Genomic DNA, 17,845 nt, shown 5'->3' with positions numbered 1-17,845 from the left:
GCCGGCTCCTACAGGGACGGCGGCCTCGAGCCTTGCAGTGCCAGTGAAGACGCCTTCGCCGGCAAGCCGGCTCCTACAGGGGGTTGCGGTATCAGCTTCCTGCACGTTTGTTCAACGCCGCTTCCGCCGCGGCGATTTGCGCCTGGCGCTTGACGATCATGTCACCCACCGGCGGCCCCTGGAAGCGTCGTGCTTCAAAGCCGAACCAGATGATCGCCGTCAGGACCAGGAACCCGATGGTGATGTACAGCGCCCAATCGTTCGGTGGCTGGATGCCGATGATGAAGATGATCACCATCGACAGGATCGAGAGAATGGCGAAGAACGAGTACCAGAAGCGTCCCATGTTCCACGGCCCCATGGTCGGCCATTTGGAGGTGCCGTAGGCGAACAGGCCGAGCACGATGGGAATGACGAAGGAGAAAAACAGAAAGATCACCGTACAGGAGACCACGATGGTATAGACCGGCGTTGCACCGATCGAAATCACCGACGAGCCCCAGACGAACAACACCGCCAGCGTCGCCCCGGTCCAGATCGCCGGCACCGGGCTGCGGTGGGTCGGCGAGACCGTGGCCAGGGCTTTCGAGAAGGGCAGGCCACCGTCGCGGGAGAAGGCGAAGATCATCCGCGACACCGAGGTCACGGTCGCCAGCCCGCAAAGGAATTGCGAGATGAAAATCGCCAGATACAAACTGATCTTGACGGTCGGGTTGACCTGAGTGTCCATCGCCCAGAAAAACACGTTCCAGCCCTTCGACGCCGCTTCGTCCATGCTCGGCAGCATCAGCACGAACGAGCTGAGCATGAGCCAGCCGAACAGCAGCGACCAGACCACCGACATGACCATGCCGACCGGCACCGACATCGCCGCATTGCGGGTCTCCTCGGAGGTATGCGCGGAGGCGTCATAGCCGGTGATGGTGTAGATCGGCAGGAGCAGGCCAAGCATGAAAATCCAGGCGTTGGAGACCTGCGGCCAGACGCTGCCGCCGGCCTCGCCGGAATAGTTGGCGAAGGTCACCAGCCGGACGAATTCATAGCTGGGGGCTGCGATCAGGCACACGATGGTCAATGCGATCGCCGTCGCGAAGATCAGATAGCCCGAGAAGTCGGTGAGCTTTGCGGTCAGGCCGATGCCGAAATGGTTGCACAGGGCCTGGATGCCAGTGAGGATCGCCAGGAAGATCACCCGGGTCGTGGTCGTATCTTCCATGCCCAGGGCCGGTCCGAAAGCCCCGAAAAAGAAATAGTAAGTACCGACGTTGATCGCGCCGAGCACCGTCACCAGCCCCAGCAGGTTGAACCAGGCCGTCAGCCAGCCGGTGAAGCGGTTACCGAGAATCGAGCCCCAGTGATACAGGCCGCCAGCGGTGGGGTAGGCCGAGGAAATCTGCGCCATGGCCATGGCAAAGACTCCGGAAATCAGGCAACCGATCGGCCAGCCGATGCCGATCGAGGCGCCGCCCGCACCCGAGGTGCCCTGGGCCAGTGAGTTGATGCCTCCCGAGAGGATGCAGATGATCGAAAAGGAAATGGCAAAGTTGGAGAAAACGCCCATTCGTCGCGACAGCTGCTGGGCATAGCCCATGCTGTGCAGCACCTTGACGTCATCGTCTTGCGGCGCGCCGGTGCCGGGCTGGCTTGCTGGGTTCATTGGGTGTGCTCCTTCAGGTTCTGGAACAGGCCGAACTTCGCCGCCGTAGGCTGCAGCCCTGGTTTAATGTAGGAGCGAGCCTGCTCGCGATGGGCTCAAGGGCAACGCGTTTATTCAGAAAGCACGCGTTATCGTTAACGTCCATCGCGAGCAAGCTTGCTCCTACAGACGGCCGTGAAACGCCGCTTCGAAAATTTCTGCCGCGCCGGCCCGGGTCAACGGCAGCGGATTACCGCCGGCAGAGGGGTCGACGATTGCCATGTCCGCGATCAGGTCCGCCTGGCGATCATCCACGCCCAGCTCGAACAGCGTGTGCGGCACGCCGATGTCCTTGCGCAGCTTGAGGACGAAGGCCAGGAAGCTGTCGAAACCCGGCGAAGGCAAGCGCAGCCAGGCCGCCAGGCGGGTGATGCGTTCTTCGATGGCCGGGCGATTGAATTTCAGTACATAGGGCATCAGCGTGGCGTTGGTCATGCCGTGATGGGTGTCGTACAACGCGCCCACCGGATGAGCGAGGGCGTGCATCCCGCCCAGGCCCTTCTGGAAGGCGGTGGCGCCCATCGCCGCTGCCGCGAGCATCTGCCCGCGCGCCTCGAGGTCGGAGGGCATGTGCACGGCCCGCACCAGGGCGTTGGCTATCAGGCGCATGCCTTCCACGGCGATGCCTTCGGCCATGGGGTGAAAACCGGGGGCGCAGTACGCCTCCAGGCAATGCGAAAATGCATCCATGCCGGTGCCAGCGGTGACCTTGGCCGGCATGCCGACGCTCAGGGCCGGGTCGCTGATGACCACTCGCGGCATCATTTTCGGGTGAAAGATGATGCGTTTGGTGTGGCTGCCCTCGTCGATGATCACCGCTGCGCGGCCCACTTCCGAGCCGGTACCGGCCGTCGTCGGCACCGCGATTACCGGAGCGATACGGCTTTCGTCGGCCCGGGTCCAGTAGTCGCCGATGTCTTCGAAATCCCAGACCGGTCGCGTCTGACCGCTCATGAAGGCGATGAGCTTGCCCATGTCCAGACCGCTGCCACCGCCGAAGGCCACCACGCCATCGTGCTTGCCGGCGCGCCAGGCATCGAGCCCGCCCGCCAGGTTGGCTTCGACCGGATTGGGCTTGAGGTCGCAAAACAATGCCACGCCAAGACCGGCGGCGCGCAGGGCGTCCAGCGCCGCGGTGGTGATCGGGGCGCGCCCCAGGCCACTGTCGGTGACCAGCAACGGTCGCTCGATACCCAGGCTGCGGCAAGTCTCGGCCAGTTCGGCAATGCGGCCGGCACCGAAGCGGATGCTGGTGGGGTAGTTCCAGTTCGCGGTCAGGCTCATGGCTCACCTCTGGTTGCTCAAATCTCGTGGCGCAAATGAAAGGATTTCGCCCGGCTCAGATGTTCGTAGCCCAGGCGCGACAGGGTGACGCCGCGCCCGCTGTTCTTGACCCCGGTCCAGGCCAGGGCCGGGTCGAGGTAATCGCAGCGGTTCATGAACACGGTGCCGGTGGCGATCTCGTCGCCCAGCTGTTCGGCGGCGGCGAGGTCCTGGGTCCAGATGGAAGCACTGAGCCCGAACTGGCTGTCGTTCATCAAGGCGATGGCTTCGACGTCGCTGGCGACCGACATGATGCCGACCACCGGCCCGAAGCTTTCTTCGCGCATCACCGACATCCGATGGTTGACATCGACCAGTACCTGCGGTGCGAGGTAGGCACTGCCCGGTGCATCGGCGGCGAAGGCCCGTGGATCGATCAGCGCCCGGGCGCCCAGTGTCAGGGCTTCGGCGATCTGCCCACGCACGAAATCAGCCGCGCTCGGCGACACCAGCGGGCCCAGCGTGGTGGTTTCGTCCAGGGGATTGCCCAGCACGTACTGGCGAGTCAAGGCGACGAAACCCTCGACAAAAGCCGGATAGATGTTCTCATCGACATAGATGCGTTCGATCGCGCAGCAGCTCTGACCGGAGTTGAAGAAGCTGCCGTCCACCAGGTTTTCCACCGCGTGTTCGAGATTGGCGTCGGCCCGGACATAGGCCGGGTCTTTGCCGCCGAGCTCCAGGCCCATGCCGAGAAAGCGCCCGGTGGCGGCGCTTTGCATGGCCTTGCCACCCTCGACCGAACCGGTGAAGTTCACCTGCTGTACCCGACCCGAGGCGATGATCGCGGCCGTTTGTTGATGATCGAGCAACAGGTTGTGAAACAGGCCGGCAGGCAGGTTGGCGCGGCTGAACGCTTCGGCGAAGCGTTCGCCGACCAGCAGGGTTTGCGACGCGTGCTTGAGGATCACACTGTTGCCGGCCATCAACGCCGGAATAACCGTATTCACCGCCGTCAGGTAAGGATAATTCCAGGGGGCGACGACCAGCACCGTACCCAGCGGTTCGCGTCTGATCTGCCGACGAAAACCGGCGACAGGCGTGGGTTCCAGCTTGGCCAGTGCTTCAGGCGCAATGGCGATCATATGCCGGGCCCGCTCTTCGAACCCGCGCAATTCGCCCGCGCCAAAGCGCACCGGACGGCCCATTTGCCAGGCCAGTTCCGGCACGATGTCCGCCTGCATGGCCACCATGGCGTCCACCGCGGCGCTGCAACAGGCGGCGCGTTCGCTCAGGGGCCGGCGTTTCCATAACGCCTGGGCCGCTTCGGCAGCCGCCAACGCCTGGTCGATCTGCGCCGCATCGGCGCAGTGGCGTTCGGCATAGACCCGGCCATCGACCGGCGAGATGAGCTGAATCATTGAAGTCATGATCTTCTCGGTAAAGGCTGCTCAGTAGCGCTCGAAACCGCGCTGCAGTTCCCAGTCGGTAATCCGTCGGTCGTATTCCTTCTGCTCCCATTCGGCGGTGTGCACGTAGTGGTCGATCACGTCATCGCCGAACGCCTCGCGCAACATGCTCGACGTCTGGAGCGCGGCACAGGCCTCGCGCAGGGTCTTGGACACTTCCGGCAGTTGCTCGTCGACGTAGGCATCGCCTTCAAACGGTGGGGCGAGTTCAAGCTTTTCATCGATCCCGGCCAGGCCTGCGGCAATCAAGGCGGCGAACGCCAGGTAAGGGTTGAGGTCGGCGCCGCCGATGCGACATTCGATGCGGATGGCCTTGCTGTCCTCGGCGCACAAGCGAAAGCCCGCGGTGCGATTGTCCCGGCTCCAGACCGCCCGCGTCGGGGCAAACGTGCCGGCCTGGAACCGCTTGTAGGAGTTGATGTAGGGCGCGAGGAAACAGGTGATGTCATTGGCGTACTTGAGCTGCCCGGCAACCCAGGCGCGCATCAGCCTGGACATGCCGAACTCGGCCTTGGCGTCGAAGAACAGCGACTTCTTGCCATTCTTGTCCCACAGCGAATTGTGGATATGGCTGCTGGAACCGGCGGCGTCATAGCGCCACTTGGCCATGAAGGTAATCGCCTTGCCCTGCAGCTGCGCGATCTCCTTGCAGGCGTGCTTGATGATGACGTGGTGGTCGGCCATGGTCAGGGCATCGGCATACCGGATGTTGATCTCTTCCTGGCCCGGCCCCCATTCGCCCTTGGAGTTTTCCACGGGGATGCCCGAGGCCTGCAGATGCTTGCGAATCGCCCGCAGCACCGGTTCCTCGCGGGTGGTCTGCAGGATGTTGTAATCCTCGATGTAGTGACCGGCCGTCTTGGGCTTGTGGTAGTTGCGGTTGTGGATGGCCTCGTAGCTCTCATCGAACAGATAGAATTCCAGTTCAGAGGCGAACATGCCGGTATAACCGCGCTGGCGCAGGCGCTCGATCTGCTTTTTCAGGATGGCCCGCGGGCTGTGCGGCAAGTCCTGCCGATGGTGATGATCGAGCACATCGCACAGCACCAGCGCCGTGCACTCCAGCCAGGGCACCCGGCGCAAGGTGGCCATGTCGGGCTTGAGCACAAAGTCGCCATAGCCTTTACTCCAGCTGGCGGCGGCGTAACCCGGCACCGGCTCCATGTCGATGTCGTCGGCCAGCAGGTAATTGCAGCAGTGGGTTTCTTCGTGGCCGCTGTCGATGAAAAACTCGACCTGGAAGCGCTTGCCGACCAGGCGCCCCTGCATGTCGACCATGCACACCAGCACGGTATCGATTTCGCCGGCAGCCGCGGCACGCTTGAGTTGATCAAAACTGAGGAGGGGCTCGGTCATCACGTCAGTCCTGCGGGAAGGGGTTGGACCTTTCTGAATAGCTGTTGCAGACGCTCTCCAGAAAAAAACCAAAACCTGCAGACGCGAGCATCGTGGGCAATGAGCTGTTCTTAGCTTAGCTTACTGTTGGAATGCGCAAGTTTCGGCAATCGACGCCGGTCAAATCGGGCCGGGCACAGCCTCGCGAGGAGACAGAGATGGGTAAGAAAAGAGAGCACAACACCTACCGACAACTGAAAAAGCAGTACCCGGATTACCTGGCCGCCGTACAGGCCCTGGGTACGGCGGTGCGGCATGCCGGCCCGCTGGACGACGCAGTGGTCCAGCTGATCCAGCTCGGCGCCGCCGCAGCCATTCGTTCCGAAGGCGCGGTGCACAGTCATGCCCGGCGGGCCCTGGAAGCGGGCGCTACGCCAGAACAGATCCGCCATGCCTTGATCGCGCTGACGAGCACCATCGGCTTTCCTACCGTCGTGGCGGCCATCAGCTGGGCGGAGGATGTGCTGGAGCAAGGCTGAAATCCGTGCTGGCGACCCAGGTTCGGGACGCCAGCTGGCGCTCGAGCATGCCGTACGCCGTCGTCAGCAGGGAGCGCTCTTTGGTCAGATCGCCGTTGCACCGAATAGTCGATCGCTGAGGATCTAAAGCGTCAATGACATCATCCAGCTCCTCGGCGCCCTGCGGCCTTTGTTCCGAATTTCAACAAGCATAGCGAAGCACCGGACAGCCCTTGTTCAGCGTTACGAGCGGTCATGTTTCATGGCGAGGCCCCCCAAGGCGACCGCCAGAGCCGTGACGATCAACCCCAGCGCAACGGCAAAGGTGATCCGCATGCCGCTGGCCACCGCCTCGGGGTGTGCACTGCTGATCTGCGCCGTCGCCGATGCCAGCGCAAACACCGCGCTCAAGGCGCTGGCGCCGGTGATGAGCCCCAGATTGCGCGACAGGTTGAGCAGGCCGGAGATGACGCCCCGTTGCGTCGGTGCAACATCGGCCATGACCGCGGTGTTGTTGGCCGTCTGGAACAGTACATAGCCGAGGGTGACGAGCACCATGGGCGCGAGGTAGCCGCCGATGCCGAGCGATAGTGGCAACACCGCCAGCGTGAGGCAGCCGACCGCCATCGCGATCAGCCCGGCGAGGGTCATGCGTCGCGCGCCAAAACGGTCGCTGATGCGGCCGGCGGGCACGCCGGTCAGCGCCACCACAAACGGCCCGACCGACAACGCCAGGCCGACCCTGACGGCATCCAATCCCAGTGCTTGCGAGAGATAGAAGGGCCCGACCACCAGCGTTGCCATGATCACTGTTGCCACCAGAGTGCTCATGACGAGGCTGGCGCCAAGTTGCGGGTCGCGCAACAGCGACAACCTGATCAAGGGTGAGCCGACTCGGGTCTGGGCGAAGACGAACAGAACGCCGCAGGTGCCCGCCGCCACCAGCAAAGCCAGATTGAGGAAACCGAAGGTGCCGCGGCCGAGTGTCATGGCCAGGGCGTATGCCCCCAGCGTCAGTGCCAACAGTAGTGTGCCCAGCGAGTCGAAACGGGCACGCCCGGATCTGGCTATCTGGCGATCAGCAGGCAAGTGGCGATGCGCGAGCCACCCCGTCAGCAGACCCAGCGGTACGGTAATCAGGAAGATCGCCCGCCAGCCGAAACCAGCGATCAGCATGCCGCCCAGGGACGGCCCCATCGCGGTGCCAATCGCCGACATCGTCCCCAGCAACCCCATGGCGCTTCCGGTTCTTTGCTTGGCCACCGTTTCGCCGACGAAGGCCATTGTCAATGCCATCATGATTGCCGCGCCCAGACCCTGCAGCGCCCGGGCGCCGATCAGCAACCACAGCGTCGGCGCCAGGGCGCACAGGGTCGAGGCCAGGGTGAACAGGCTGATGCCGCCCAGCAGCAGGCGTCGTCGACCGAAAATGTCGCCGAGACGACCGACGCTGACGATCAGGGTGGTGATCGCCAGCAGATAAGCGAGGACTATCCATTGCACGTGCTGGAACGAGGCGTCGAATATGGCGGCCAGGATTGGCAGGCCGACATTGGCGATGCTGGTGCCCAGCGAGGACAGCAACATCGAAAGCGCCAGGCTGGCCAATGCCAACCGTACTGAAGCAGTGGGTTGCAGGGTGTCTACAGTTGCAAGGGTTGGCTTCATATTGGCCCTCTTTCGTGAAGTCACTCCGAAGTGGAGCTGTCACAAAGGTACGCTCGGGGCCTAACATGGCGGAAGGCGCAGCAGTTGCATTCAATAATTGCATCAAACGCCATGTCACCACAGCCCAGGGGCAATCCATGTCCACTCCCGATTTAAACCTGCTGGTCACCCTCGATGTGCTGCTCGCCGAAGGCAGCGTTGCGCGTGCCGCCAAGCGCTTGCGGTTGAGCCCGTCAGCGATGAGTCGGGCGCTGGCGCGCTTGCGCGAAACCACCGGCGATCCGCTGCTGGTCAGGGCCGGGAGGGGCCTGGTGCCGACACCTCGGGCGCTGGAACTGCGTGAGCGGGTCGGTCAACTGGTGCAGGACGCAGAAGCGGTGCTGCGGCCGGCCGAACAGCCGGACCTCACTCAACTCAGCCGCACCTTCACCCTGCGCAGCAGTGAAGGCTTCGTCGAGAATTTCGGCGCGGCGCTCATTGCGCGCATGGCCGGACAAGCACCCGGGGTGCGGCTGCGCTTCATGCACAAGCCCGACAAGGACAGCAACGCATTGCGCGACGGCACGGTCGATCTGGAGACGGGCGTCGTGGGCAAGTCTGCCAGCCCGGAGCTGCGGACACAGGGCTTGTTTCGCGACCGATTGATCGGTGTGGTCCGCAGGGGGCATCCCTTGGCGAAGGGCGAGATGACGCCCGCCCGGTATGCGAGCGGCGACCACATCAGCGTGTCTCGGCGGGGGCTCGAAAGAGGGCCGATCGATGACGCCCTGGCGCCGCTCGAACTGGAGCGGCATATAGCGACCATCGTCGCCGGATTCTCCACCGCTCTGGTGCTGGCCCGGACCACTGACCTGATCGTTTGTGTTCCTGAACGGCATACCGCCAGCTTGCGCGAAGGGATGCACAGCTTTGCATTACCCTTCGCTGTGCCGACATTCACCGTGGCAATGCTATGGCATCCGCGACTGGACAGTGATTACGCCCACCTGTGGTTACGCAGTTGTGTTCGTGATGTCTGCACGCAATAAGCACTACAGGTTATCAATTTGACAGCTGTACATATGCTCATTAGTGTTAAAATCATGTAACGCTTGCGGTAATGTTTAGTCTATATGGAAATAACGGCAAGTTATTTTGATATAAGGCTACTTTGAACTTATTAAAAAACAGTAGGTATCGTTGCTTTCAAGTGCGAAATTTTCTTCTTTGCAATTATGTTGTTTATATGGCGCATTGCTATCGATGGTGGCCATTAACTAGCAGGTTTCATAATCGCCAGCTTATAATGTTCGGCCTGTATAACTAATTGATTTTGAATAAATATAGTTATCCTTGGGTTAAGTTCGCAGTTCTGCTTGTACCCCACGGTGAGCAAGGCTTTGCGCGTTCGTCGAATCGTGGATGTAAACAACCCGATAACAGATGCATTTTTTCTACGCGCAATGGTAGTGTTATTTATATTGCTGTTTAACCATGTGCCTATCTATTGGTAGAGGCGAGCGTCATGCCGACTCCCCACCCTCGGATTGCGTTACTCGGTAGCAGGGTTTCAGACTTGAACCTTGCGCAGCTTGAACACTTTAGCGATCTCGGCAGCCTGCTGGCGGTGGCCGTGTTTGATGTACTCCTGCTGGACATGCCAGGAGCCTATGCCGGACGAGTGCTGCGCAAGTTACGTTCGCTGCCCTCTTATCGCTACCGCCTGATTTTCTGTTGCCGCGATCAGGATGGCTGGTGCGAAGCCCTGGGTGATGGTGGCTGTCCTGCCGAAGCCAGCGAGATAAAAGCACGCTGGGAAGTATGGCAGGATCGTTTCAGCTTGCTCAGGCAGGGACCGGCGCCGGGCCGCTTTGAAAGTCGGGTGCTCGCCTGGCTATGGTTGCGCGACAACGCTCAGGTGTGTGCCCTGCGGGACGCGGAAGTACCCCAACACTATCGCTACCCATTGCTCGATGCCCTGGCTGATAGCGAGCAGATCAATTCATTCGCCTGGCTGGCCTTGATGGTGCAGCAGGATTGGCTGGAGGAGGGTGTTCTGGTCGATCGCGTCCGCTTGTGCCCGGACTGTGGTTCGGGCCGGCTCAACTTCATTGATGTGTGTACCGAATGCCATGCCCTGGACATCGCGCGCCAGCCGTCCTTGCACTGTTTCACCTGCGGGCATGTCGGCGCGCAGGAGTCTTTTCTGAAGGACGGGGTGTTGCTCTGCCCCAACTGCTTGAATCGGTTGCGCCATATCGGCAGTGACTACGATCGGCCGATGGAGAACTATCGCTGCCGCGCGTGCCAGGCATTTTTCGTCGATGCCGAGGTGCAGGCTCGCTGCCTGGACTGCGGCATGTCCCACACCCCTGACCAGTTACGCGCCCGGGAAGTCAGGGATTTTCGCCTGGCCGAGGCGGGTCGATTCCGTTGTCGCCAGGAATTCTGCGATCACTCGGGCCGGCACTTTGGTCGACTCAGTCTGCTCGGCGGCAGGGATTTCTATGATCTGTTGAGCTGGCAGATCCTGCTTGCACGGCGCTACCCGTCGCCGGCTTTTTCCCTGATCGGCCTGCGCTTCGTCAACCTGGCCGGGACCATGTCGCTGCTTGGCGAGCACCGCGGCCATGCCTTCATCGACAGCCTGGCGGACCGGTTAAAGGAGTCCGTACGGGAAACCGATCGGTGTTCGCGCAGCACCGAGGAGTTCTTCTGGATCATGCTCCCGCACACCGATGCCAAGGGACTGGAATGCGTAAAACAACGCCTGAGCCGGGTGGCCGAGCTGTTTTCCGCGCCGGAAGTCAGTGACATTTCCCTGCGTGTCATCACCCTCACTGCACCCCAGGAACTGCTCGATCAGGAAGATGGCGAACTGTTGCTGGCCCGTCTGGCCAGTGAGCTGGAGTGAGGGCAATGGGCCCGTTACTGGAACAGCTCTACTACGCATTCGGCCAACTCGCGGGGCCGGACGGCTTGAGCCGTTTGTTCTTCATGCTGTTTCCCTTGTTCCTGATCTTTGAATTGCCCATGACGATCATGGTGCTGCTGGGGGTGTTGCGCTGGTTTGCCCGGCGGCGCACCAGTGTGCCGATTATCAGTACGTACCGCCCCAGGGTTTCTTGCATCATCACCTGCTACAGCGAGGGGATGGACGTGCAGACCACCCTGTTAAGCCTGTGCGAGCAGACCTACCCGGGCCACATCGAAATGATTCCGGTGGTGGACGGGGCCACGATGAACCAGGCGACACTCAACGCCGTGCGCCGTTTCCATATGGACCCGCAGCTGTACCCCAAGCGCCATTTACGGCCGATCGCCAAATGGCAGCGGGGCGGGCGGGTGTCATCCTTGAACGCCGGGCTGTCGCTGGCCAGCGGTGAAATCGTCATGGCGCTCGACGGCGATACCTCCTTCGACAACAACATGGTCAGCGCCATCGTGCGCCATTTCGAGGACCCCTCGGTGCCGGCGGTCGCCGGTAGCCTGCGCGTACGCAACGTGTGGGCCTCCTGGGTCACGGCGATGCAGGCGCTGGAATACCTGTTGTCGATCCATATGTCGAAAATCGGCCTGGCCGAATGGAACCTGGTCAACAACGTCTCGGGGGCCTTCGGCGCCTTCCGTCGCAGCTTCCTGGTGAACATTGGCGGCTGGAACACCCATACCGCCGAAGACCTGGACCTTACGCTGCGCATCAAAAGTTACTTCAAGCGCCACAACTTGCGCATCCCCTTCGAGCCGGAAGCGATCGGCCATACCGACGCACCGGCCACTCTGCGCCAGTTCCTGATGCAGCGATTGCGCTGGGATGGCGACCTGTTTTTCCTGTATGTCAGAAAGCATAACCACAACATCGACCCCAGGTTACTGGGCTGGCCGAGCTTTTTGATGATCCTGGTCAGCGGCTTCTTTTTTCAGTTGGTGCTGCCGTTCATCATCTTCAGCTACACCTTGATCGCCTTGTTCGTTCTGCCGGGCAGGACGCTGCTGTTCCTGTTCGTACTGATCTATCTGCTGTACCTGCTGATCACCGTGCTGATGTTCGGCACCATGATGTTGCTGGTGTCCGACCGGCCGCGTCAGGACATGACCCTGGGGATGCTGGTGCCGGTCTTTCCGCTGTTCATGCTCCTCATGCGCTGCTGGAGCGCCGTGGCCATGCTCAACGAGATGTTTCGTCGTGGCCATGAAGAAAGCTCGATGGCGCCCTGGTGGGTGCTTAAACGGGCCACGAGGTTTTGATATGCGCTCGCTGCTGCTGGTGCTGACCCTGACCCTGACCCTATCGCCGGCGATGCTGTTCGCAGTGCCGCTGGCGCATCAGGCGTCAGGCGCGGACAAGTGGTCCCAGGCCAGCTATGTCTGGGACAGCGAAGCGCTGCTCGATCCCGGCCAACGCCAGGCGGAGCTTCAAGCACTGCGCAAGGCCGGGATGGACAAGATCTACCTGGGCCTCAAGGCCGCACAGATCGATGATCTGGCCACCACCCGCCGACAGCTCGAGCAATTGCTGCAGGAAGCGGCCAGCGAGCAGTTGCAAGTGAGCCTGTTGCTCGGCGATCCGGCCTGGATCGAACCGCCGCAACGCCATCAGCTCACCGACTTATTGAGCAAACTCAAAGGGCTGTCCTTTACCAGCCTGCACCTGGACCTGGAAGTCGAGCAGTTGGGCGTGCCAGTGCCTGACCGGAACTTGCAGAACTGGCTCGAGACCTTGCGTGCGGCTGCCAAAGAGAGCCCATGGCCGGTGGAAATCTCCAGTCATCACCGCTGGTTCACCGAGACCAGGCCCGGACGAACCTGCGTGCCCTGCGCACTTCCCGACGCGGGCGTGCACCGGGTCAGCCTGATGATCTACACCCGCAATCCACACAACAGTGCGCGCAAGGCCGAGCAGATCGCCAGGCGCTGGCCCGACTTGCAATTTCGCCTGGCACAAAGCACGGAGCCGCAACTGGATGCCACGGAATCGTGGGCCGACGCGTCGACCGAACAGCTGCGACGCCAGACCAGCGCCTGGCGCGAACAACTGCAACCACGGGGAATTGCCGGCATCGACTGGCAAGCCTGGCGAGACTTTCCAAAACGGTGAGCCGTCATGAAAATCCGATTCGACAGCCGCAAAGAACTCCACCCGACCCAGGAACAGGGATTGACCGTGCTCTATGCGCCGAGCAAGCGCGCGGCGTTTCGAGTGCGCTGGTATCTGATCCTGTTCCTGGTGGCCAGTCCCTTGATCTGGCTGGGCGGCAAACTGGCTTACAGCCTGTTGATGATCGACGCACCGGCGCAACTGCGCCTGCAGATCCTCGAAGTGCGTGCGCGGGAAGCCGGTCGGGTCGAGCAGTTATATGTCATGGCCGGCGACCAGGTGCGGGTCGATCAGCCATTGGTGCATCTGGACAATCCGGAATGGCGTGCCCGGCTGTTGCAGCTGGCGGCGATGCCCAAGGACACGACGCGCACCGCCAGCACTCAACTGGAGGCCAAAGAGCGCCAGTTGCTCAGGACCCGGGTGGGCAGGGCGGAGCAACGGGTGCAGACCCTGCAAGAGTTGGTGTATCGCGGCGCCGTCTCCCGTGGTGAAGTGTTGGCGGCTGAATCCGAACTCGATGCGTTTCGCGCCGACCTGCTGGCGTTGGAGCGCCGCGAGCAGCTGGCGCGCCAGTCACCCTTGAGTATCGAGCGCGAGATCAGCCAACAGAACGCCGAGCAGCAGTGGCTGAAAACCCGCCTGGCGGCGTTGTCGATCAATGCCGCCCAGAACGGTCGGGTGGCCGAGGTATTGGTCAATCCCGGCGAAAACGTCGGTGCCGGGACCTTGCTGATGCGCATCGAGCGACTGGAGGAGCCGCTGTTGTGGATCTATCTGGAGCCGCTGAACATCAGCTACGCCGCGATTGGCCAGCCGCTGCGCGTACGCATGCCCGATGGTGAATGGCTGACGGCCCATGTGGTCCAGTCCGTGGACAGCGCCGGGCGTACGCCGACGGTATTGCGCGGGCCGTTTGCGGCCAGCGAAATGGGCTTGCAGGTAGCCGCCCGGTTCGATAAACCGCTGGCGTCGCGCTGGCGAATCGATCAACTGCCGTTGAATGTGCGCTTTCCTACCGACTGGCAGCAGATGTTCAGTGACAGCCGTGAATTTATCCAACAGTTGAACGGGTTCATCGCAGACCGAACCACCCGCACTGCACCGGAGAGTCAGTGAGCAAGGCTGTCGATTGCTTTATCGAACGGCTATGCCGTGCGACCGCTGAGCGGTGACGCCATGACCTGATGGAACTGACGCAGCGAGGCGGTCGTCAATCGAGGGAAAGGTCACCGTCCGCATGCCGAGGGCACAAACCGAAGCGCGGCGGGCCGTTATCCTGCAAGTCATCTGCCGGAGGGTATGTCCATGAGGATCGCACAGATCGCGCCGCTCGCGGAGCGTTGCCCGCCTCATCTGTACGGAGGCATCGAGCGCATCGTGTCGTACCTGACCGAGGAACTGGTCCGGCAGGGGCATGACGTCACGCTCTTCGCCAGCGGCGATTCGCAAACCTCGGCGCGCCTGGCGTCCGGATCACGGCAGGCACTGAGGCTCGATCCTGATGTGAAGGATACGATCCCGCATCATATCCTGATGCTCGACCAGGTCATCAGGCAGGCAGACCAATTCGACATCATGCACTTTCATGTCGATATCTTTCATTTTCCGCTGATCCGTCATCTGGCCGGGCACAGCGTGACCACGCTGCACGGACGGCTGGATGTCGCCGACTATCAATCTTTCTACGGCCACTTTCCCGAGGTGCCACTGGTCTCGATATCCAAGGCGCAACGGCTGCCGCTGATCGGCAACGTCAACTGGGTGGGCAATGTCTATCACGGTATTCCGGCCGATCTGCTGGCGTTCAATCCGCAGCCCACAGGTGATTACCTGGCTTTCCTGGGGCGTATTTCCCCCGAGAAACGCCCGGACCGGGCGATAAAGCTTGCGTCGATGGCCGGCCTGCCCTTGAAGATCGCAGCCAAGGTGGACAAGGCGGATCAGGCTTATTGGGACAATGTCATCGCGCCGCTGATCGCGACTCACCCCAACATTGAGTTCATTGGCGAAATCGCCGAGAGTCAAAAAGCGGACTTCCTCGGCAACGCCAGGGCGCTGCTGTTTCCCATCGACTGGCCTGAGCCTTTCGGCCTGGTCATGATCGAAGCCATGGCCTGCGGCACGCCGGTCATCGCGTTTCGTCATGGCGCGGTGCCGGAAGTGATCGACGACGGCGTGTCCGGCTATATCGTCGACGACATGGAAGGCGCATTGAAAGCCGTGCAGCGCCTGGGTGCGCTGGACCGGGGCAGGGTACGAGCCGCGTTCGAGCAACGGTTCACGGTCGAACACATGACCGGGCACTATCTGGACCTGTACCGCCATCTGACGGCGGGCGACGGCGTCGCGCAACCGGGCAGTACCTTCGATATCCCGGCCTCGGCGTCTCTGCAGGAAATGCGCCTGCGCACGCTCAAGCACAACGACACGTTCGGTGTGTTCGATCCCAATGGCGACGTGTTGGTGACAGAGGACAGCCCGCAGGGATTGTTTCATACCGATACCCGGCACCTGTCGGGACTCTACTTGACGATCAATGGCGCGCGCCCGTTGCTGCTCAGTTCGACGCTGCGTGACGACAATACGATGCTCACCTGCGACCTGACCAATCCGGACCTGCTCGATGCCAAGGGCAAGCGAATCCTGCATCACGACTTGATTCATCTGCGCCGCTCGCGCTTTCTCTGGGACGGGGCCTGCTGCGAACGCATCACCCTGCGCAATTTCGACGAGTACCCACAACGCCTGCAATTGCGCATCCAGTTCGTGGCCGATTTCAAGGACCTCTTCGAAGTGCGCGGCGCCCGCCGCTCGCAGCGTGGAGAAACCCATCGGGCGGAGATTGCCAACGAACAGGTGCTGCTGTCCTACACCGGTCTCGACCACAAACGGCGTACCACCCGGCTACGCTTTGATCCGGTGCCGGCCAGCCTGACGTGTGACCAGGCGCTGTTCGAGGTGGAGTTGGCACCAGGGCAGATCCAGTCGTTCTTCATGGACATCAATTGCGGGGTACAGAATCCACCTTATTCGGTGCGTCACGGTTTTTTCGTGTCGTTGCGCGACGCCCGTCGTCAGTCGCGGGCGTTCTTTGCCCGTGCAGCCTCTGTCATCACCTCCCATGACGTGTTCAACGAAGCAGTGAACCGCAGCATCGCAGACCTGAACATGCTGATGAGCAACACACCCCATGGCCTGTATCCGTACGCGGGTATCCCCTGGTTCAGCACGGTATTCGGGCGTGATTCCTTGATTACCGCGTTGCAAATGCTCTGGGTCGATCCCGGGATCGCCTGCGGCGTACTGAGGTACCTGGCCGCCAATCAAGCGACCAGCGTCGACCCCGCCGCCGATGCCGAGCCCGGGAAAATCCTGCATGAGGTTCGCCTGGGGGAAATGGCCGAGCTCGGTGAGGTGCCCTTCAGGCGCTACTACGGCAGCATCGACTCCACGCCGCTGTTCATCATGTTGGCCGCCGCCTATCTTGAGCGAACCCAGGACCTGGAGACCTTGCGCGAGCTGTGGCCAAACATCGAGGCCGGGCTGAACTGGATCGATCAATACGGTGATCGCGATGGTGACGGTTTCGTCGAATATGGCCGGCAATCGAGCGAAGGCTTGATCAACCAGGGCTGGAAGGACAGCCACGACTCGGTGTTTCACGCGGACGGGCGCCTGGCGGTGGGCCCGATCGCGATTGTCGAGGTTCAGGCCTACGTCTATGGCGCCTGGAACGGTGCCGCGCAAATCGCCCGCCGCTTGGGTGATCCCGATCGGGCGCAGAGCCTTAAGGAGAAAGCCCGGCACCTGCGGCAACGGTTCGATGCGCAGTTTTTCGACGAAGAGTTGGGCACCTATGTGCTGGCGCTGGACGGCGACAAAATGCCTTGCCGGGTCAGGTCTTCCAATGCCGGCCATGCCCTGTTCGCCGGCATCGCGCTACCGGAGCGCGCGCCATTGGTGGTGGCCGCGTTAATGGACCGTTCATCTTTTACCGGATGGGGGGTGCGCACGCTGGCCTCCTCGGAGGCCCGCTATAACCCGATGAGTTACCACAACGGCTCGGTGTGGCCCCATGACAACGCGCTGATCGCGGCCGGATTTGCCCGTTACGGTTATCGGCAGGAAGCGGCGCGGATTTTCGAGGGCCTGTTCGCTGCGTCCACCTATATCGACCTGCGCCGTCTGCCCGAGTTGTTTTGCGGCTTTCGCCGCCAGCGCAACCAGGGCCCGACCTTTTACCCGGTGGCCTGCTCGCCCCAGGCCTGGGCAGCCGCGGCGCCGCTGTCGTTGATTCAATCCTGCCTGGGCCTGAACTTCAATCCGAAGAAACGCACCATCATGTTCGATGAGCCGGTCATGCCAGCCTTTCTGGACACCATCGCCCTTGGGCGTCTGGCCATCGGGAAGGAGTCGGCCGATGTGATGCTCAGGCGCGCGGGGGAGAACGTCATGGTCGAAGTGCTCAATCGCCAGCGTGGTGTACGGATCATGAGTACCAGTTAGTAGCGCTTGGCGGCCGAATGCCGAGTCAGTTCGGCGTCCAGCAGATGCTCGACCAGCACGTCATTCAGGAAGCGGAACTGATCGTTGAGCCCGACCACCTCGTTGTTGAAGTGATGGGTGGCGGCCGGCATCAGCAAGGCCTCGAAGTCTTGGTCGAACACCAGGGACAGCTCTTTGCGCGAGACGACCTGTTGGGCGTAATAGTTGTTGCCGAAGACCGGGAAGCTCACGGCCAGGGTGACGGAGTGGATCATGACGTGCGCTCCTCGGACAGGACGTACCAGGAAAAAATGCTCAGGGTGACGGCGGT

At 61.8% G+C, this 17,845-nt stretch carries 13 protein-coding genes and 1 pseudogene; 7 read left to right on the top strand and 7 right to left on the bottom strand.

What is annotated here, in order from left to right; genetic code table 11:
- Positions 1 to 91: 91 nt before the first annotated feature.
- The 4 genes from J2W17_RS08975 to J2W17_RS08960 all read right to left on the bottom strand — a co-directional run bounded on the left by J2W17_RS08975 (position 92) and on the right by J2W17_RS08960 (position 5,784).
- Positions 92 to 1,657: an amino acid permease gene (locus tag J2W17_RS08975; RefSeq protein ID WP_307332541.1), complete on the bottom strand. Its 1,566-nt coding sequence runs from the start codon at positions 1,655 to 1,657 to the stop codon at positions 92 to 94.
- A gap of 162 nt (positions 1,658 to 1,819) precedes the next feature.
- On the bottom strand, positions 1,820 to 2,980 hold the full coding sequence (locus J2W17_RS08970; RefSeq protein ID WP_307332537.1) for an iron-containing alcohol dehydrogenase: 1,161 nt from the start codon (positions 2,978 to 2,980) through the stop codon (positions 1,820 to 1,822).
- 17 nt (positions 2,981 to 2,997) lie between these two features.
- Positions 2,998 to 4,389, bottom strand: a complete 1,392-nt coding sequence (locus J2W17_RS08965; protein WP_307332535.1) for an aldehyde dehydrogenase family protein — start codon at positions 4,387 to 4,389, stop codon at positions 2,998 to 3,000.
- A gap of 21 nt (positions 4,390 to 4,410) precedes the next feature.
- Complete coding sequence (locus J2W17_RS08960; RefSeq protein ID WP_307332530.1) at positions 4,411 to 5,784, bottom strand: glutamine synthetase family protein; 1,374 nt, start codon at positions 5,782 to 5,784, stop codon at positions 4,411 to 4,413.
- A 197-nt stretch (positions 5,785 to 5,981) separates the two neighbouring features.
- Between J2W17_RS08960 and J2W17_RS08955 the strand changes: the two genes are divergently transcribed.
- Complete coding sequence (locus tag J2W17_RS08955; protein ID WP_307332528.1) at positions 5,982 to 6,302, top strand: carboxymuconolactone decarboxylase family protein; 321 nt, start codon at positions 5,982 to 5,984, stop codon at positions 6,300 to 6,302.
- Here J2W17_RS08955 and J2W17_RS08950 read toward each other — a convergent pair.
- Both J2W17_RS08950 and J2W17_RS08945 read right to left on the bottom strand, forming a co-directional pair.
- Positions 6,271 to 6,399, bottom strand: a pseudogene (locus J2W17_RS08950) (glutathione S-transferase family protein); the annotation flags it as partial. The gene J2W17_RS08955 and the pseudogene J2W17_RS08950 overlap by 32 nt on opposite strands.
- Positions 6,400 to 6,524: 125 nt before the next feature.
- A complete protein-coding gene (locus J2W17_RS08945) occupies positions 6,525 to 7,949 on the bottom strand; it encodes an MFS transporter (RefSeq protein WP_307332525.1) in 1,425 nt (474 codons plus the stop codon).
- 137 nt (positions 7,950 to 8,086) lie between these two features.
- On the opposite strand from J2W17_RS08945, the gene J2W17_RS08940 reads away from it, so the two are divergent.
- The 6 genes from J2W17_RS08940 to J2W17_RS08915 all read left to right on the top strand — a co-directional run bounded on the left by J2W17_RS08940 (position 8,087) and on the right by J2W17_RS08915 (position 17,535).
- Positions 8,087 to 8,977, top strand: coding sequence for a LysR family transcriptional regulator (locus J2W17_RS08940; RefSeq protein ID WP_307332522.1), 891 nt, complete (start codon positions 8,087 to 8,089; stop codon positions 8,975 to 8,977).
- A gap of 527 nt (positions 8,978 to 9,504) precedes the next feature.
- The gene (locus tag J2W17_RS08935; RefSeq protein ID WP_307332518.1) at positions 9,505 to 10,842 is read left to right on the top strand and encodes a TackOD1 domain-containing metal-binding protein; all 1,338 of its coding nucleotides are present in this window, start codon (positions 9,505 to 9,507) and stop codon (positions 10,840 to 10,842) included.
- Between the two features lie 5 nt (positions 10,843 to 10,847).
- Entirely contained in the window at positions 10,848 to 12,176 is a 1,329-nt protein-coding gene (locus J2W17_RS08930) for a glycosyltransferase family 2 protein (RefSeq protein ID WP_307332515.1), read from the top strand.
- Position 12,177: 1 nt separating this feature from the next.
- Positions 12,178 to 13,026 (top strand): hypothetical protein, encoded by an 849-nt coding sequence (locus J2W17_RS08925; RefSeq protein WP_307332511.1) that lies wholly within the window; start codon positions 12,178 to 12,180, stop codon positions 13,024 to 13,026.
- 6 nt (positions 13,027 to 13,032) lie between these two features.
- A complete protein-coding gene (locus tag J2W17_RS08920) occupies positions 13,033 to 14,145 on the top strand; it encodes an HlyD family secretion protein (RefSeq protein ID WP_307332508.1) in 1,113 nt (370 codons plus the stop codon).
- Between the two features lie 189 nt (positions 14,146 to 14,334).
- Positions 14,335 to 17,535, top strand: a complete 3,201-nt coding sequence (locus tag J2W17_RS08915; RefSeq protein ID WP_307332506.1) for a glycogen debranching N-terminal domain-containing protein — start codon at positions 14,335 to 14,337, stop codon at positions 17,533 to 17,535.
- On the opposite strand, the gene J2W17_RS08910 is transcribed toward J2W17_RS08915, so the two are convergent.
- The gene (locus J2W17_RS08910; RefSeq protein WP_307332503.1) at positions 17,532 to 17,789 is read right to left on the bottom strand and encodes a hypothetical protein; all 258 of its coding nucleotides are present in this window, start codon (positions 17,787 to 17,789) and stop codon (positions 17,532 to 17,534) included. The two genes, J2W17_RS08915 and J2W17_RS08910, sit on opposite strands and share 4 nt — an antisense overlap.
- Positions 17,790 to 17,845: the final 56 nt, after the last annotated feature.

This window comes from Pseudomonas lini, assembly GCF_030812475.1.
Taxonomy (GTDB): domain Bacteria; phylum Pseudomonadota; class Gammaproteobacteria; order Pseudomonadales; family Pseudomonadaceae; genus Aquipseudomonas; species Aquipseudomonas lini_A.
The sequence above is the reverse complement of the archived record's forward strand: the minus strand, read 5'-3'. Positions and strand labels throughout refer to the sequence as shown.

Coding starts and splice junctions, on each gene's coding strand:
- J2W17_RS08975 (WP_307332541.1), bottom strand. CDS start 1,657: ATGAACCCAGCAAGCCAGCCCGGCACCGGCGCGCCGCAAGACGATGAC.
- J2W17_RS08970 (WP_307332537.1), bottom strand. CDS start 2,980: ATGAGCCTGACCGCGAACTGGAACTACCCCACCAGCATCCGCTTCGGT.
- J2W17_RS08965 (WP_307332535.1), bottom strand. CDS start 4,389: ATGACTTCAATGATTCAGCTCATCTCGCCGGTCGATGGCCGGGTCTAT.
- J2W17_RS08960 (WP_307332530.1), bottom strand. CDS start 5,784: ATGACCGAGCCCCTCCTCAGTTTTGATCAACTCAAGCGTGCCGCGGCT.
- J2W17_RS08955 (WP_307332528.1), top strand. CDS start 5,982: ATGGGTAAGAAAAGAGAGCACAACACCTACCGACAACTGAAAAAGCAG.
- J2W17_RS08945 (WP_307332525.1), bottom strand. CDS start 7,949: ATGAAGCCAACCCTTGCAACTGTAGACACCCTGCAACCCACTGCTTCA.
- J2W17_RS08940 (WP_307332522.1), top strand. CDS start 8,087: ATGTCCACTCCCGATTTAAACCTGCTGGTCACCCTCGATGTGCTGCTC.
- J2W17_RS08930 (WP_307332515.1), top strand. CDS start 10,848: ATGGGCCCGTTACTGGAACAGCTCTACTACGCATTCGGCCAACTCGCG.
- J2W17_RS08925 (WP_307332511.1), top strand. CDS start 12,178: ATGCGCTCGCTGCTGCTGGTGCTGACCCTGACCCTGACCCTATCGCCG.
- J2W17_RS08920 (WP_307332508.1), top strand. CDS start 13,033: ATGAAAATCCGATTCGACAGCCGCAAAGAACTCCACCCGACCCAGGAA.
- J2W17_RS08915 (WP_307332506.1), top strand. CDS start 14,335: ATGAGGATCGCACAGATCGCGCCGCTCGCGGAGCGTTGCCCGCCTCAT.
- J2W17_RS08910 (WP_307332503.1), bottom strand. CDS start 17,789: ATGATCCACTCCGTCACCCTGGCCGTGAGCTTCCCGGTCTTCGGCAAC.